This window comes from Janthinobacterium sp. P210006 (assembly GCF_036231885.1).
In the GTDB taxonomy this organism is placed as follows: Bacteria; Pseudomonadota; Gammaproteobacteria; order Burkholderiales; family Burkholderiaceae_D; genus Janthinobacterium; species Janthinobacterium violaceinigrum.
Genome location: NZ_JAZARD010000002.1, coordinates 1009940 through 1025906, shown reverse-complemented (window position 1 = coordinate 1025906; position 15967 = coordinate 1009940). Strand labels below are relative to the sequence as shown.

Sequence of the window (15967 nt, the reverse complement as noted above, 5' to 3'; positions counted from 1 at the left end):
GCCCGCCTGTTTCCTGCCCCGTGCAGGGAACAGGCGGCGGTGCTCCCCCCATTCTTGCAGCCGAACACCGAGGTAGACCTCATGAACCCGAGTACCCTGGATGGCCTGGAGGCCGCCAATATTGCCGATGCGCTCGCAGCAGGGCCGTTCGGCGAGCCTGAGCCAGGCATCGTGCTGCGCGATTTCCTGGCGGCGAACTACGCCCGCCTGCACCGCCGATTGCTGCGCAATCTCGGTTGCGCGGACCTGGCCAGCGATTGCCTGCACGACGCCTGGCTGCGGCTGGCGGACGCCGGCACCCCGGTATCCGTGCAAAACCCGCACGCCTATGTCTACCGGGTGGCGTGCAACGTGGCGATGGACCAGCTGCGCGGCAGGCGCTCGTCGCAGTACGACGACGAGGCGGCGGTCGAACACCTGACGGATCCGGCTCCCGGCCCGGACCTGATTGCGCTGGCCCGTTCGGACCTGGCGGCGGTCGAGCGCGCGATGCAGCGCATGCCGTACCGGCACCGTTCCGTGCTGCTGGCCCTGAGGATAGAAGAAAAAACGCGCCAGGAGGTGGCTGACGAGTATCAGGTGTCCTTGACCAATGTCGATACCATGCTGCGCCAGGCCCTGGACCATTGCGCCCGTGAAACCGGGCAGCCTGTGCTCGGCGGCATCAGCCAGCCCCGGCGCGGTTTCTCGCGCCGCTGGCAGGCCAAGGTGCTCGCCGCCGAGGACGCCATTTTGCTACAGCCGCGCCTCATCTCCCCACACATGCCGCATGCTGAAATGCAGGCCGGCATCGTCTTCGTGTAGCGAAGAAATAATGGCGTAGCGGCTGTCGGCCGTGTCGCGCGGCAGCAGTTGCGCCAGCTCGACGGCCGCCAGCGGCGCGCCCAGCGGGTCGCTGAGCGGGTGCACGTGGGTGGCGCCCCGCTGCGTGACGACGCCCAGTTCGCCGCTGCGCAGGCGCACTAACGTGCCGGGCGGATATTTTCCCAGCAAGTTGACGAATTGTTCGCCCAGCAGCGGGTCGATGGGCACGCCCTGGTCGAGGAAGATGTGCTGCAGGGCCTGGTCGGGCACGATGGAACGCCGGTAGTTACGCGCGGAAACGCGGGCGCAATAGCGGTCGGCCAGGCCGATCAGCTTGGCGTTTTGCAGGATTTCATCGGCCGTGCGGCCCTGCGGATAGCCGCTGCCGTCGTCGTTTTCATGGTGCAGGAGCACGCAGCTCAGCCATTCTTCGTCATCGACGCCCGCGCAGCGCAGCAGCTCCGTGCTTTCCTGCGGATGCTGGCGCACGATGCGCATCTCTTCGTCGTTCAGGGGGCCGCGCCGGTCCTGGAAACTGTCGTGGTGGCGCAGCATGCCCACGTTCATCGTCAGCGCGGCCGCGCCGATCAGCAGCAGTTCATCGTGGGACTTGTGCATGCTGCGGCCCACCAGCATGGCCAGCAAGGCCGTTTCGATGCAGTGGCGCACGGCATAGCTGCCGGCGATCTGGTTGAGCAGGATGCTGGCCAGCGCGATGTCGGCATCGTGTTCGAGCGCGCGCAGCAGTTCGCGGGCGATGTCGCGCACGTCGCGCTCGGCATTGTTTTCGCTGCGCAAGTCCAGCAGCAGCCGTTCCAGGCGCTGCGCCGCCTCGTTCAGCAGGCGCAGCACGGACGGCTGGTCCGGTGCGCCCACGTACAGGCCCAGCTGCAGCAAACGGCCCAGCTGCGTGCCGTCCGTGATGATCTGCCCCTTGCGTAGTTGCGGGCCAGCACTATGGTCCGCCAGAAAAAGATCCCAGGGCAGGGGTTCGCCGGGAACCAGGTCGGCTGGGCCGATGCGACGCTGTACCATGCTGTCATCCTTTGCTCCGCCGCAGCGAAGCCATGTTCAGTGCTCGGTTATATGCTGCGCAGGCGCTCCAGCGCCAGGCGCAAGGTGTCGTCCTGCTTGGCAAAGCAGAAGCGCACGATGCCCGACTCCTTGCCTTGCGCGTAAAACGCGGAGACAGGGATGGCGGCCACCTTGATCTCCGTCGTCAGCCATTCGGCGAACTGCGCTTCGGTCTCTTGCGAAATGGCATCGTAGCGCACGCACTGGAAATACGTGCCGTCGGCCGGCAGCAGGGTAAAGCGGCTGCCCGCCAGGCCGTCGCGGAACAGATCGCGCTTGCGCTGGTAAAACGCGGGCAAGTCCAGGTAGGGCTGCGGGTCGGCCATGTAGCCGGCGATGCCGTGCTGCATAGGCGTGTTGACGGTAAATACGTTGTACTGGTGCACCTTGCGAAATTCCGCCGTCAGGGCCGCTGGCGCGGCCACGTAACCCACTTTCCAGCCCGTCACGTGGTACGTCTTGCCGAAGCTGGAGACGATGAAGCTGCGCGCCGCCAGTTCCGCGTTGCGGCTCAGGGACGCGTGCGGCACGCCGTCGTACACCATGTGCTCGTAGACTTCGTCGGACAGGATCAGGATCTGCGTGCCGCGCACGATGTCGGCCAGCGCCGCCACGTCGGCAGGGCGCAAGATCGTGCCCGTCGGATTGTGCGGCGTATTGATGATGATCAATCGCGTCTTGCTGCTGACGGCAGCGGCCAGCTTGTCCCACGGCACGCTGTAGCCTTGCTCACCTACTTGCATGGATACCAGCACGGGCACGCCGCCGGCCAGCGCGATGGCGGGCAAATAGCTGTCGTAGGCCGGTTCGATGACGATGACTTCATCGCCCGGGTGGACGCAGCACAGGATGGCGGTGGTGAGCGCCTGCGTGGCGCCGGCCGTGACGGTGATTTCCGTGCCCGCATCATAGGCGTGGCCGTACAGGCGGGCGATCTTTGCGGCAATCGCTACGCGCAAGGGCGCGGCGCCCGTCATCATCGGATACTGGTTGTGGCCGGCGCGCATGGCGTCGCTGACCAGCTCGACCAGGGCCGGGTCGCAACCGAAGTCGGGAAAGCCCTGGCCCAGGTTGACGGCGCCATGCTGGGCCGCCAGGCTGGACATGCGGGTAAACACGGTGGTGCCGACGGCAGGCAAACGGGTGGTCAGGGTGGGAGTCAGGTGGGGCAGGGACGGGCTGTTCATGAACGGTAGGGCCGCGGTGCGGAAAGTGGAATCATGTCCCATTCTAGCGCAGCGCGTGGCGTTCCGTGCAGGCCTCGATGGCTCAGCTTGCCAAGCTCCAGCCTTCCGGCACCATGATCTTGAACATGCCGGCCTTGGCCGTCTTGCGGGCCAGTTTCAGCAGCGCCTTGTCCTTGGTGATGAGGATGTCGGCGTTGGCGTCGCGCGCCAGTTCAAGGAATTTCTGGTCGTCCTTGTCCGTGCAGACGGGCAGGCGCACGCCGGACACGGGCGGCGCCACCACGGTGATGTGGGCGTCGAAGCGGGCGGCGGCAACGGCGCGGCTGGCTTCATCGAGCGGCAGGTGCTTGTAGTGCAATACGACAAGATATTCCGCACGGCAATCCTCACGCGTGATGGCTTGCACGGCGCCGCTTTCCATGGCCGCCAGCAGGGGCGCCCAGCGGGGATCGTTGAAGACGAACAGGTCGAGGCAAACGTTGGTGTCGAGGACGAGTTTTTGTGGAGCAGGTATCATGTCGGCAATTCTATTCTGTAGTGATAATTTATGTTGATCGTGCTTTCGCCTGCCAAGAGTCTCGACCTGGAGACGCCGCCAACCACTTCGTTGCACAGCACCCCCGATTTTCTCGACCATTCCGCCCAGCTCATCGAGCGCATGCGCCAGTTTTCGCCCGCCGAAGTGGGCAGCCTGATGGGCATTTCCGATGCCTTGTCGGCCCTCAACGTGGCCCGCTACGCTTCCTGGACCCCCAAGCTGGCCGAAGCGCGCCAGGCCATCATGGCCTTCAACGGCGACGTGTATGCCGGTTTCGAGGCGCGCAGCCTGCAGCCGGCCCAGCTCGACTATGCCCAGTCGCGCGTGCGCATCCTGTCGGGCCTGTACGGCTTGCTGCGCCCGCTGGACCTGATCCATCCGCACCGCCTGGAAATGGGCACGCGCCTGTCGACGGCGCGCGGCAAGGATTTGTATGCGTTCTGGGGCGACACCATCACCAACGGCCTGAACCGCACGGCCAGGGAGCAGGGCGCGAAGGTGCTGGTCAATCTCGCATCCGAAGAATATTTCAAATCCGTCAAGCCGCGCCAGCTGGACGTGCCCGTCATCGCGCCCGTGTTCGAGGACTGGAAGAACGGCAAGTATAAGATCATCTCGTTCTACGCCAAGCGCGCGCGCGGCATGCTGGCCCGCTATGCGGCCGTCAACGCCATCCGCGACCCGGAACAGCTGAAGCAGTTCGACGTCGACGGCTACGCTTTCGTGCCGGAAGCGTCGAACGACACCAGCTGGGTATTTAGACGCAAGGTGGGCGAATAAGTAAAAAAACCGGGCTAGCCCGGTTTTTTATTGCAGCTTACTGCCAGAATTTCCACCACTTGCGTTCCTTGTTCACCCCTTCCGGGCTGAGGAATGCCGTGTTCGGGTAGTTCTTGGTCAGCACGCGCAAGGCATCGTCGCGCAAGTCGGTCAAGCCCAGCTTGTCATACGAGCGGTACATGATGAACAGCGCTTCTTCGATGGCGGGCGAGGCGGCAAAGTCGCTGATCGTCGTTTGCGCGCGGTTGGCAGCGGCCAGGTAGGCGCCGCGGCGGTAGTAATAACGGGCCACGTGGACTTCGTATTTCGCCATTGCATCGATCAAATAGTTCATGCGGGCCAGCGAATCGGGCGCGTACTTGCTATTTGGAAACTTGTCGACCAGTTGCTTGAAGGCGGCAAACGCTTCGCGCGTGGCTTTCGGGTCGCGCTCGGTCGGGTCTTGCTCGTACAGGAAGTTCAGGAAGCTGATCTGGTCGTTAAAGCTGATCAAGCCCCGCAAGTAGTACATATAATCCACATTGGCGTGGTTCGGATGCAACTTGATGAAGCGTTCGACGGCGGCCAATGCCTGAGCCTGGTCTCCCGACTTATAATACGCGTAAGCGATCTCCATCTGCGCTTGCAGAGCATAGTTGCCGAAAGGATAGTTAGCCTCCAGCTTCTGGAACAGGCCGATTGCAGCTTCATAGTGCTGCCCGGCCATTTCTTCACGCGCCTCCGAGTATAATTTCGTAACGGACCAGTTTTTGGTCTCATCCACTTTTTCAGGCAACAAGCTGCAAGCGGACATGCCGAGCAGAACGACTGAAGCGACTACCAACGATAATTTTTTTTGCATGACGTTTTGCAAGAAGGTTTTAACCAAGATTTTACAATAGGCTGATTATAGCCGATGGGAATGCTGTGATATTAACTCCGAAGCCTAATTTGGCTGACCCCGCGTTTGACTCCCTTTCTGACCATGCTGCCGAAGAGGCGTTTGACGGCGATTTTGCCGCCGACGACGTCTTCGAGGAAATGGCCCCGATTACATTGGAACTGACGCCGGACGCCTGCGGCCACCGCCTCGATAAAGTCATCGCCCAGCTGGTGCCGCAATACTCGCGCAGCCGCTTGCAATTGTGGCTGGAAGCCGGTTTCGTGACCGTGGACGGAAAAGTTGCCAAACGCAACATGACCGCCTATGGCGACGAGAAGATCGTCATTCTGCCGCAAAGCGCGCCGGAAGACGAGGCTTTTAAGCCGGAAGCGATGGAATTGAACATCGTGCACGAAGATGAGCATATCATCGTGATCAACAAACCGGCCGGACTGGTCGTGCATCCGGGCCCCGGCAACTGGTCGGGCACGCTGCTCAACGGCCTGCTGCACCACTGCCCGCAACTGGCTGGCGTGCCGCGCGCCGGCATCGTGCACCGCCTGGACAAGGATACCAGCGGCCTGATGGTGGTCGGCAAGACCCTGGCGTCGCAAACGGACCTCGTGCGCCAGCTGCAGGCGCGCACCGTCAAGCGCGAATATTTCGCCCTCGTGTGGGGCACGCCAAAGGCTGCAGGCACCATCGATGCGTCCATCGCGCGCCACCCGCGCGACAGGGTCAAGATGGCCGTGTCGGAGAATTTCACCGCCAAGCCCGCCATCACGCACTATGAATTGATCGGCAGCGGCGAACTCGACCGCCGTCCCGTGAGTCTGATGCAATGCCGCTTGGAAACAGGCCGCACGCACCAGATCCGCGTGCACATGCAGCATCTGGGCTTTGCGCTGGTCGGCGACTATGTGTATGGCAAGCAGCACCTGGTGTCCGTGTTCTCGCGCCAGGCGCTGCAGGCACGCCGCCTGGGCCTCGTGCATCCGGGCACCCTGGAAGCGTGCGAATGGATCGTGCCGCTGGCCGATGACTTCGCCGAACTGATCGCCACGGCCGGCATTCCCGAGCCGGAACAAGTCTGATGACGGCACCGTTGTCTTGCCTGATTCCCCATTGGCCCGGCTTGCCCGCGAACGTGGGCGCGCTGGCGACCGTGCGCGCGGGCGGCGTCAGCCAGGCGCCATATGGTGACGGGCAGGGCGGCGGTGGCTTGAACCTGGGCACGCACGTGGGCGACGACCCCGCGCACGTGGCGGCCAACCGCGCGCGCCTGGCCGCCATGCTGCCGTCGCAGCCGGCCTGGCTGTCGCAGGTGCATGGCGTGGCCGTGGCCGATGCCGGCAAGCTGGACGGTTGCGTGCCCGATGCCGATGCCAGCATCGCCACGCAGGCGGGCGCCGTGTGCGTGGTGATGACGGCCGATTGCCTGCCTGTGCTGTTCAGCTCAAGCGACGGCCTGGTCGTCGGCGCGGCCCACGCGGGCTGGCGGGGCCTGGCCAACGGCGTCTTGCAGCGCACGGTGGCATCGATGCGGGCGCAGGGCGCGACGGATATCCTCGCCTGGCTGGGTCCGGCCATTGGTCCACAGCAATTCGAGGTGGGGCACGACGTGCTGCAGGCGTTTCAAGACGGCGCGCGCGATGATGCTGAGCGGCAAGTGCTGTCCGCCGCGTTCACGGCCATCGCTGGCAAGCCGGGCAAGTACCTGGCCGATATCTATGGCCTGGCGCGTACCATGCTGCTGCGCGATGGCGTGGCGCAGGTGGCGGGCGGGGAATACTGCACCGTCAGCGATGCGGCGCAGTTTTACTCGTACCGGCGCGATGGCATCACGGGAAGACAGGCCAGCTTGATCTGGCGCAAATAATCTGCACGGCAGACACTTATGTGTCTGCCGTTTTTGTTTTATCGTCTGCTGATGCATGCGCGCGGGCCTGCATGTCCGCGATACGCTGGGCCTTGCGTTTGCGTCGCCGCGAGCCCGTCAGATAGAATAGGATGGACAGGGGGATGACGCAGTACAGCACGAAGGTCATCACCCCGGCGACGATGGACGGTTCCGTCAGCGCCATGAGGCCGACGACGTAGATCCAGGCAACAGCGGTCATGAGCATCATGAGTGGTGGCAGTGAGTAAGAGTTTGCATGCAGGTGGCCCAGAAGTAATTATTTATTAATTCTTGAATGGATTTATATAGCTATGAATATGCCCGATCCTCAAATGATGACCAAGGAATGGATGGCGCAGATCAGCAATCCTGAGCAGTGGAAGACGTGGTTCAACATGGTACCGCAGCCCGCCGGCAATCCGATTGCCGGCATTTTGCAGGATGCGGGCGCCAGCATCAAGCCGGAAGCGATCGAGCAACTGAAAAATGCCTACGTGGCCAAGCTGACGGGCTTGTGGGCTGACTTTATGGCCGGCAAGACGCCGGAGCTGAAGGACCGCCGCTTTGCCGCGCCCGCCTGGCACGCCAGCCCCCTGTCGGCCTTCAATGCGGCAGCCTATCTGCTGAACGCGGAATTTCTCAGCGCCATGGCCGACGCCGTGGAAGCGACGCCGCACCAGAAGCAAAAGATTGCGTTTGCCGTGCAGCAAATCGTCGACGCCATGTCGCCCGCCAACTTCCTCGCCACCAATCCCGACGCCCAGCAAACCCTGATCGAAACCAAGGGCGAAAGCCTGGCCAAGGGCTTGAGCAATATGCTGGCCGACATGGGCAAGGGCCGCATCTCGCAGTCCGACGAATCGGCTTTCGAAGTAGGCCGCAACGTGGCCACCACGCCGGGCACCGTGGTGTTTGAAAACGCCCTGTTCCAGCTGATCCAGTACACGCCAAGCACCCCCACGGTACACCAGCGGCCGCTGTTGATGGTGCCGCCGTGCATCAATAAATTCTATATCCTTGACTTGCAGCCGGAAAACTCGCTCGTGCGCTATGCGGTAGAGCAGGGCAATACCGTGTTCCTGATGTCGTGGCGCAATCCGGACATGAGCATGCAGCACCTGACGTGGGACGATTACGTCGAACAAGGCGTGATCGAAGCCATCAAGGTCACGCAGGACATTTCCGGCCAGGACCAGCTCAATATGTTCGGCTTTTGCGTGGGCGGCACCATCGTCTCGACGGCACTGGCCGTGCTCAAGGCGCGGGGCGAGAATCCGGCCGCCAGCCTGACCCTGCTGACCACCTTCCTCGATTTCTGCGACACGGGCGCGCTCGACGTCTTCATCGACGAGCCGCAGGTGGCGCTGCGCGAGCAGACCCTGGCCAAGGGCGGCCTGATGTCGGGCCGCGACCTGGGCAGCACGTTCTCCAGCTTGCGTCCGAACGACCTCGTGTGGAACTATGTGCAGTCGAATTACCTGAAGGGCAAGGAGCCGCCAGCCTTCGACTTGCTGTACTGGAATGGCGACGGCACGGGCTTGCCGGGCCCCATGTTCTGCTGGTATCTGCGCAATACCTACTTGGAAAACAGCCTGAAGGTGCCGGGCAAGCTGACGGTGGCCGGCGAAAAGGTCGACCTGAGCAGCATCGATGCGCCCGCCTTCATCTACGGTTCACGCGAAGACCATATCGTGCCCTGGGGCGCGGCGTATGCGAGCACGGCCTTGCTGAATCCGAAGAAGCCGAAAGCCAACCGCTTCATCCTGGGTGCGTCGGGCCACATCGCCGGCGTGATCAATCCCGCGTCGAAGAAAAAGCGCAGTTACTGGAGCAATGACGCAGGCAAAGGCGCGCGCGCGGCGAAAGCCAAGCCCTTGACGGCCGAGCAATGGATGGAAGGCGCGACGGAGCACGCGGGCAGCTGGTGGCCCGAATGGGCGGCCTTCCTGGCCGAACATGGCGGCGCCCAGGTGAAGGCGCCAGGCAAGCCGGGCAACAAGCGCCACGCGGCAATCGAGCCCGCGCCGGGGCGGTATGTTAAAGTCAGGGCAGACTAGTTTATAAAAGCTGCTCGCCAGGCAAGGCCGGCGTAATCTCCGGTCTTGCCAAGAACTTACTTTTAGTTGCGTTGCAATAAATGCGGGAATCTACTACCCTGATGTGCAATGGAGCCGTTTTCCACTCTATAATGGAAAAAGTAGGCAGGTGCGAAAGCGGACCGACGTTCGCTTTTTTTTCGGATTAACTCTGTACGCGCTGCGGCGCAATAAGTGGAACTTGTGATGAGTAGTGCAAAAAAAAGTATAGACCGCCTGATTAAAAAATATCCCAACCGCCGTCTGTACGACACGCAAACCAGTTCCTACATCACCTTGACGGACGTCAAGCAGCTGGTGTTGGACAATGAAGTGTTTACCGTCGTCGATGCCAAATCCAATGAAGATTTGACGCGCAGCATTTTGCTGCAAATCATTCTGGAAGAGGAAGCGAATGGCGCGCCCATGTTCTCGAGCAGCGTGTTGTCGCAGATCATCCGCTACTATGGCCACGCCATGCAGGGCATGATGGGGTCCTACCTGGAAAAGAACGTGCAGGCGTTCACCGATATCCAGCACAAATTCACGGGCACGTCGGCCGGCAGTTTCGAAGGCAAGCCATTCAGCCCGGAAATGTGGACGCAGTTCATGAATGTCCAGGGGCCGATGATGCAAGGCATGATGAACAACTACATCGACCAGAGCAAGAGCCTGTTCGTGCAGATGCAGGAACAGATGCAGAACCAGAGCAAGAATCTGTTCGGCACTTTCCCGTTTGTGCCGCCAGTTCCGCCGACGGACAAAAAATAAGCTGATCCGGTTTTGACGTTGCACAACGGCACAGGAGTTCCTGTGCCGTTGTGCATTCAGGCGCCATATCGCCTCGGTGTGCCGGGTTTTGATCGGAGCATGGTGCAACCTTTTTCCTTGATGGGCAGACGCTGTCCGGCAAGGATGACGTCGCAGCGTTCGTTTGATATGCAACTGCAGGTCCACGAGGAGTATATATGGTGCTGCTTGAGCAATTGCAGGCAATGATTGCAGCCGATAATGAGCGTATGCATGTCCTTCGTCTTGTCAGGGAACTTGATCTGCCCGATTGCTGGGTTGCTGCGGGATTTGTGCGATGCTGTGTCTGGGATCATTTGCACCAACGTTCGCCTTCGCCACTGCCTCACGATATCGACGTCATCTGGTACGACCCAAGCAAGGCGACACAGGCGCATGACGCCATGCTTGAGTCGAGTTTAAGAGCACGGGACGGCACGCTGGGCTGGTCGGTAAAGAATCAGGCGCGTATGCATGAACGCAATGCGGACCTGCCTTACCTGACCGCTTCCGATGCCATGAGATACTGGCCGGAAACCGCCACTGCCGTGGGTGTGCGACTCAATGACCTTGCAGACATCGATATAGCGGCTCCTTTCGGCCTGCATGATCTTTTCGATCTGGTGGTCCGGCCGACAGAGCGATTTCTGACAGCGAAGCAATCGGTCTACGCAGGCCGCGTGCGTGGCAAGAATTGGCAAGGTACCTGGCCCAAGCTACGTATTGAATTCCCAGGTGCTGCTTCCTGCCGTGCTTTGGAACCGGACCGAGCAAGCTCATAGCCTGCATTTGATGATGAGCGATGCAGGAGCCTGAGAATTGCACATGCAATCCATTGCTACCTATGCCCGGTCAACCCGGACAGCGTAGCAACCGCGTCTGGCGTTGTGGACGTGGATATCGCTGACTTCCTGATTGCCAAAGATCTGCTCAATCAGGGTTTCAATCGACGTGCCTTCTACCACATATTCAGGCGCGTCCGCCATCCGGCTCTTGCTCTGCAAGTTGATCCAGGCAGACGGCACGGATGCCGCCTGGTAGTCATCGTTCACATCGGGTGGGCATGGCATTGTCGACTGTCGGTCAGAACTTTCACTTCATGCTTTCGGCAGTCCAGCTTTTACCGCCGTCGTTCGATATTTCAAATTGCGCCGGCACGCTCCAGCGCATTACTTTTCCCAGAATGGCACCCGATTTAAGCGGGGTCAACTCGCGTGATTTCGGTTTGGCGTCCAACAGTGTCCACGTTTTGCCCATGTCGCTACTGGCATGTAAGGTCGTATCGCTCATCAGACTGCTTTCAAAACGCAGCAGAGTGCCATCGGTACGCTGAACCAGCGGAATGTGGCTAGCGGTGACCTCTTGCCAGGTTTGACCTTGATTCACTGAAACGAAAGCATCTCTGGAGGTGATCGCAAATGGCCCGTGACCTTGTGTTATGAGGCTCCACATGCCGCTGCCGCTGATGCGCATCGCATCCACACGGCGATCGGGCATTGCCCGCTCTGACCACTGGCCACTGGCGTAGTCGTAGAGGTGCAGCGTTCCTTTCGTCGACGTGTAGGCAAAGCCTGTGCCGATATCGCGCAGCCAGAACCAGGTGTCCTGGTTCAGGAGCCATTTCCCCAGCTTCTCACTGCGTACCTGATTCCACTCGCCGCGCTCAAGACGGGCGGAATGATAAATCGTGACTTCATTGTTACGCTGGACGGCGACATACCAGCCAGCGTCCATATTGCCAGCCAGTCCGACCAGATTGCCATAGGGAAGGTTGCCAGTGTCAATCGGTTCAAGCTTGTTCTGTCCCGGCGCATGGCGCAGCAGGGTGCCGAACTCGCCGAAGGCCAGCAAGTCTGCATCCGGCATTTGCACCGGCTGCACGCAGTTCAGCGTCTCTATTTTGTCGCTGGCCAGTTGTTTCCATGTTCCCTCAGGGCTGCGCCACAGCACTGTGCCCATGCGGGTTGCGGCCGCCACGCTGCCGTCTGGTAGCTCCGTCACGCATTCGGCGCCGGCGGGGCGGGCCATGGCGACTTCCTCAGCGCGATCCGTATCACTGCGCGATCCGGACCAGCTGACTGTCTTTTCGGGTGCAAACAGCTTCAGGTGCTCGGGAGAATAGCGTTCGAGCAGCGTGCGGTTGTCTCGCACCCGCACGCTTCGGCCGACCAGTACACGCTCGCCATAAAGAGGAGTGACGATCAGGCGGCCCAGATCGACCGGCTTGCCTTCCTCCACAGTAAATAAGCCCAGGCCGCCGCCCATTTTGATGTAGCGGTTTGATTTGCCGGCGTCGGCCAGTTGACTGAAGTAGTATTTCCCCGGTGGCAGGGTCCCCATGAAAAGAGTCGTGTCGCGCGCCATATCCTTGGCAACCTGGTTCAGGATATATTGCTGCAGGACCAGGCTGGACACTGCGTCTCCGCTACTCAGGCGGCCCAAGGTGATCTGGCCCAATCCGTTCACCGCATCAGTGTTGGCAGTAATGCTGACAGTAACGGCTGTACCTTCGGAGGGCACGCCGACGCTGAGAGGGCGCTGCACATGCGTTGTGACACAGCCACCGAGCATCAGCGCAGAGACGGCTCCTGCAAAAACGTTGACAACGAAATTTTTGATGAGCATTTTATTTCCACAGAGCAATAAAATATTATTATAGCGAGACTGTGTATGAAATAACAAGTACATTAGTCAAGTATGGGCTGCAGCCAGATATGGAATGCGTGAAAGAATATGCTCAGGGCAGGTCGCCCGTGGCTCCCACCGTTGCATATCCCGCAGCAAAACCAGACGGCCACTGACAGCTAAGGGCGGCTCGGGGTACAATAGCCGATTCGCCTCACCATTTTACTAGCTGCCAACTATGTCTGAAATTCACCGTATTCCCGTTCCTTCCGCCAAGCCAGAGGCCATGCTGGCCATGCCAGGTGCGGCGCCGAAAGTGGGCTTTGTCTCGCTCGGCTGCCCGAAAGCGCTGGTCGACTCGGAACAAATCCTGACCCAACTGCGCGCCGAAGGCTACGAAACGGCGAAATCCTACGCTGGCGCCGATCTGGTGATCGTCAATACCTGCGGTTTTATCGATGCCGCCGTGCAAGAGTCGCTCGACGCCATCGGCGAAGCGCTGGCTGAAAACGGCAAAGTGATCGTCACTGGCTGCCTGGGCGCCAAGAAAGATGCTGCCGGCGACGACATCATCATGAAGGTGCACCCGAAAGTGCTGTCCGTTACGGGCCCGCACGCACTGGCCGAAGTGATGGACTCCGTCCACTTGCACCTGCCGAAGCCGCATGCGCCTTTCCTCGACCTGCTGCCGCCGCAAGGCGTCAAGCTGACGCCGAAGCACTATGCCTACCTGAAAATTTCCGAAGGCTGCAACCACCGTTGCAGTTTCTGCATCATCCCGTCCATGCGCGGCGACCTCGTGTCGCGTCCGATCGGCGAGCTGATGATGGAAGCGGAAAACCTGTTCAAGTCCGGCGTCAAGGAATTGCTGGTCATTTCGCAAGATACCTCGGCCTACGGTGTGGACGTGAAATTCCGTTCCGGCTTCTGGAATGGCCGTCCCGTGAAAACGCACATGACGCAGCTGACGGAAGCGCTGGGCGAGCTGGCCAAGTCCTACGGCGCCTGGGTGCGCTTGCACTATGTGTACCCGTACCCGCACGTGGACCAGATCATCCCGATGATGAGCGGCGGCCACATCCTGCCATACCTGGACATTCCCATGCAGCACGCGCACCCTGACGTGCTGAAGCGCATGAAGCGTCCGGCCAGCGGCGAGAAAAACCTGGACCGCATCCAGGCCTGGCGCGCCATCAACCCGGACCTGACCATCCGTTCGACCTTCATCGCCGGTTTCCCTGGCGAAACGGAAGCGGAATTCGAGTACTTGCTGGACTTCCTCAAGGAAGCGCAGATCGACCGCCTTGGCTGCTTCGCGTATTCGCCTGTCGAAGGCGCGACGGCCAACGAGATCGCCAACCCCGTGCCGGAAGAAGTGCGCGAAGAGCGCCGCGGCCGCGTGATGCTGCTGCAGGAAGAAATTTCCCGCAAGCGCCTGCAAGCCAAGGTCGGCAAGACCGTGCGCGTGCTCATCGATGAAGTCACCCGCTCCGGCGGCGTGGGCCGCTCGTCCGCCGACGCGCCGGAAATCGATGGCGTCGTCTACGTGAAGCCGCCGTTCGAACCGCACCGCAAGCTAGCCGTGGGCCAGTTCGTCGATGTCACCATTACGTCCGCAGATGCGCATGACCTCTGGGGTGCCGCGGAGTAAGCAGGTGTAACAACAGTACGGCAGGCAAGGGCATAAGCCCTTACAATCAAGGCGGACCAGCACAGGCTGGCCCGCCTTTTTTTTGCCGATGACGCCATGACCACTATCAAATCCCCCCAGACGGCGCTGATCCACAGCGATTACCAGGCGCCGCAAGGCTTTGCCGCCTTTCCCAACGCCATCCACCATGCATCCACCGTGCTGTTCAAGGACGTGGCGGCCATGCGCTCGGGCGACTGGAAAGAGAAGAATGCCTACACGTACGGCTTGCACGGCACGCCCACCACGTTCACTCTGGAAGCGCGGCTGGCCGAGATCGAAGGGGGTAAATACTGCCTGCTAGCGCCGTCGGGCCTGGCGGCCATCGCCATGGCGGACTTTGCCCTGCTGAAGACGGGCGATGATGTCTTGCTGCCGGAAAATATCTACAACCCGAACCGCGAACTGGGACGCTGGCTGGCGCAGGATTTCGGCATCACGGCCCGCTATTACGATCCGCTGATCGGCGCCGGCATCGCGGCCCTGATCCAGCCAAATACCAAGCTCATCTGGACGGAAGCGCCCGGTTCCGTGACCATGGAAGTGCCGGACCTGCCCGCCATCTGTGCGGCCGCCCATGCGCGCGGCGTGCTGGTGGCCCTGGACAACACCTGGTCGGCGGGCCTGGCCCTGCGCGGCTTTGACCTGGGCGTGGACATCATCATGCAGGCGCTGACGAAATACCAGTCGGGCGGCTCGGACGTGCTGATGGGCGCCCTGATCACGCGCGAGCGGGCGCTGCACGAGCGCCTGGCGCAGGCGCACATGCGTCTGGGCATGGGCGTGGGGGCCGATGACGCCTACCTGGTGCTGCGCGGCTTGCCCACCATGAAGCTGCGCTTCGACGCCCACGATGCGGGCGCACGCACGGTGGCCGCCTGGCTCAAGGAGCGCAGCGAAATCGCCACGGTGCTGCATCCGGCCTTCGACGATTGCCCGGGCCACGCCATCTGGCAGCGCGATTTCACGGGCGCGGGCGGCCTGTTTTCCGTGCTGTTCGACGCCCGCTACACGGAGCAGCAGACGGACCGCTTCGTCGATGCCTTGCAGTTGTTCAAGATTGGCTACAGCTGGGGTGGCGCGAACAGCCTGGTGATGCCGTACCGCATCGCGGCCATGCGCAAGGGCTGGAAGCTGCCGGGCCAGCTGGTGCGCCTGAACGTGGGACTGGAAGATCCGCAGGATCTGATCGCCGATATCGAACGGGCGTTCGCGGCGATGTAGGGGGGTACGGGCCAGCGCAAAGGCTTGCCCGCACGCAACGTCAACCTTACATGGGCACGGGTTTGTTATTGTTCAGGTCGAGGAAGCCGCGCAGCAAGCGGTAGGCTTTCCACAGCCAGGCCACGCCCCACACGACGAGCGCCAGCGGAATGCCGATCAGCGTGATCCACAGGATGGCGCCGACGACGATCCAGGCCACATACCACCAGAAGGAACGGATCATCCAGCTGTGATGGCTGTACACGAAGGTCCCGGCCGCCTCGTCCCGCTTCACGTAATTGATGATGAGCGGAATGAAGGAAAATGCGCCCAGCGAAAACACAAAGCTGGCGCCATGTATCAGGTACAACCACCAGGCCAGGTTCCTGGTCTGCTGGAGTTGGGTATCCAAAATAATCTCTTGTGACATGAAAGCTCCC

General features: G+C 61.2%; 17 protein-coding genes. 9 read left to right on the top strand and 8 right to left on the bottom strand.

Annotated elements, in window-relative coordinates:
- The first annotated feature begins 81 nt into the window (after nucleotides 1-81).
- Nucleotides 82-804: an RNA polymerase sigma factor gene (locus VPH41_RS13015; protein WP_328570333.1), complete on the top strand. Its 723-nt coding sequence runs from the start codon at nucleotides 82-84 to the stop codon at nucleotides 802-804.
- Here VPH41_RS13015 and VPH41_RS13010 read toward each other — a convergent pair.
- The 3 genes from VPH41_RS13010 to VPH41_RS13000 all read right to left on the bottom strand — a co-directional run bounded on the left by VPH41_RS13010 (nucleotide 736) and on the right by VPH41_RS13000 (nucleotide 3582).
- Nucleotides 736-1839 carry an HD-GYP domain-containing protein gene (locus tag VPH41_RS13010; protein WP_328570332.1) on the bottom strand — a complete coding sequence of 368 codons (1104 nt, stop codon included), beginning with the start codon at nucleotides 1837-1839 and terminating at the stop codon, nucleotides 736-738. The two genes, VPH41_RS13015 and VPH41_RS13010, sit on opposite strands and share 69 nt — an antisense overlap.
- A gap of 47 nt (nucleotides 1840-1886) precedes the next feature.
- Nucleotides 1887-3065 carry a pyridoxal phosphate-dependent aminotransferase gene (locus VPH41_RS13005; RefSeq protein ID WP_152284605.1) on the bottom strand — a complete coding sequence of 393 codons (1179 nt, stop codon included), beginning with the start codon at nucleotides 3063-3065 and terminating at the stop codon, nucleotides 1887-1889.
- A gap of 82 nt (nucleotides 3066-3147) precedes the next feature.
- Nucleotides 3148-3582 (bottom strand): putative toxin-antitoxin system toxin component, PIN family, encoded by a 435-nt coding sequence (locus tag VPH41_RS13000; protein WP_152284604.1) that lies wholly within the window; start codon nucleotides 3580-3582, stop codon nucleotides 3148-3150.
- Nucleotides 3583-3612: 30 nt separating this feature from the next.
- On the opposite strand from VPH41_RS13000, the gene yaaA reads away from it, so the two are divergent.
- Entirely contained in the window at nucleotides 3613-4383 is a 771-nt protein-coding gene (yaaA, locus tag VPH41_RS12995) for a peroxide stress protein YaaA (protein WP_287772237.1), read from the top strand.
- Nucleotides 4384-4420: 37 nt separating this feature from the next.
- Here yaaA and VPH41_RS12990 read toward each other — a convergent pair whose 3' ends face one another.
- On the bottom strand, nucleotides 4421-5224 hold the full coding sequence (locus VPH41_RS12990) for an outer membrane protein assembly factor BamD (protein ID WP_152258852.1): 804 nt from the start codon (nucleotides 5222-5224) through the stop codon (nucleotides 4421-4423).
- An 89-nt stretch (nucleotides 5225-5313) separates the two neighbouring features.
- On the opposite strand from VPH41_RS12990, the gene VPH41_RS12985 reads away from it, so the two are divergent.
- Both VPH41_RS12985 and pgeF read left to right on the top strand, forming a co-directional pair.
- Nucleotides 5314-6339 (top strand): RluA family pseudouridine synthase, encoded by a 1026-nt coding sequence (locus VPH41_RS12985; RefSeq protein WP_328570331.1) that lies wholly within the window; start codon nucleotides 5314-5316, stop codon nucleotides 6337-6339.
- Entirely contained in the window at nucleotides 6339-7124 is a 786-nt protein-coding gene (gene pgeF, locus VPH41_RS12980; protein WP_328570330.1) for a peptidoglycan editing factor PgeF, read from the top strand. Before VPH41_RS12985 ends, pgeF begins: the two co-directional genes overlap by 1 nt.
- A 16-nt stretch (nucleotides 7125-7140) precedes the next feature.
- Here the strand turns inward: pgeF and VPH41_RS12975 are convergent, their stop codons facing one another.
- Nucleotides 7141-7374, bottom strand: coding sequence for a hypothetical protein (locus VPH41_RS12975; RefSeq protein WP_226941537.1), 234 nt, complete (start codon nucleotides 7372-7374; stop codon nucleotides 7141-7143).
- Between the two features lie 82 nt (nucleotides 7375-7456).
- Here VPH41_RS12975 and phaC point away from each other — a divergent pair, with 82 nt between their 5' ends.
- From phaC to VPH41_RS12960, 3 genes are all read left to right on the top strand, one after another.
- Nucleotides 7457-9202 carry a class I poly(R)-hydroxyalkanoic acid synthase gene (gene phaC / locus VPH41_RS12970; RefSeq protein WP_328570329.1) on the top strand — a complete coding sequence of 582 codons (1746 nt, stop codon included), beginning with the start codon at nucleotides 7457-7459 and terminating at the stop codon, nucleotides 9200-9202.
- Nucleotides 9203-9427: 225 nt separating this feature from the next.
- Complete coding sequence (gene phaR, locus VPH41_RS12965) at nucleotides 9428-9991, top strand: polyhydroxyalkanoate synthesis repressor PhaR (RefSeq protein ID WP_092709520.1); 564 nt, start codon at nucleotides 9428-9430, stop codon at nucleotides 9989-9991.
- Between the two features lie 197 nt (nucleotides 9992-10188).
- Nucleotides 10189-10791, top strand: coding sequence for a nucleotidyltransferase family protein (locus VPH41_RS12960; protein WP_328570328.1), 603 nt, complete (start codon nucleotides 10189-10191; stop codon nucleotides 10789-10791).
- A gap of 60 nt (nucleotides 10792-10851) precedes the next feature.
- On the opposite strand, the gene VPH41_RS12955 is transcribed toward VPH41_RS12960, so the two are convergent.
- Nucleotides 10852-11061, bottom strand: a complete 210-nt coding sequence (locus VPH41_RS12955; protein ID WP_328570327.1) for a DUF1203 domain-containing protein — start codon at nucleotides 11059-11061, stop codon at nucleotides 10852-10854.
- A gap of 40 nt (nucleotides 11062-11101) precedes the next feature.
- Entirely contained in the window at nucleotides 11102-12634 is a 1533-nt protein-coding gene (locus tag VPH41_RS12950) for a sialidase family protein (RefSeq protein ID WP_328570326.1), read from the bottom strand.
- A 295-nt stretch (nucleotides 12635-12929) separates the two neighbouring features.
- Here VPH41_RS12950 and rimO point away from each other — a divergent pair, with 295 nt between their 5' ends.
- Entirely contained in the window at nucleotides 12930-14285 is a 1356-nt protein-coding gene (rimO, locus tag VPH41_RS12945) for a 30S ribosomal protein S12 methylthiotransferase RimO (protein WP_193317217.1), read from the top strand.
- A gap of 96 nt (nucleotides 14286-14381) precedes the next feature.
- On the top strand, nucleotides 14382-15548 hold the full coding sequence (locus VPH41_RS12940; RefSeq protein WP_328570325.1) for a cystathionine beta-lyase: 1167 nt from the start codon (nucleotides 14382-14384) through the stop codon (nucleotides 15546-15548).
- Between the two features lie 46 nt (nucleotides 15549-15594).
- Here the strand turns inward: VPH41_RS12940 and VPH41_RS12935 are convergent, their stop codons facing one another.
- Nucleotides 15595-15957, bottom strand: coding sequence for a DUF4870 family protein (locus tag VPH41_RS12935; protein WP_152258857.1), 363 nt, complete (start codon nucleotides 15955-15957; stop codon nucleotides 15595-15597).
- Nucleotides 15958-15967 lie beyond the last annotated feature (10 nt).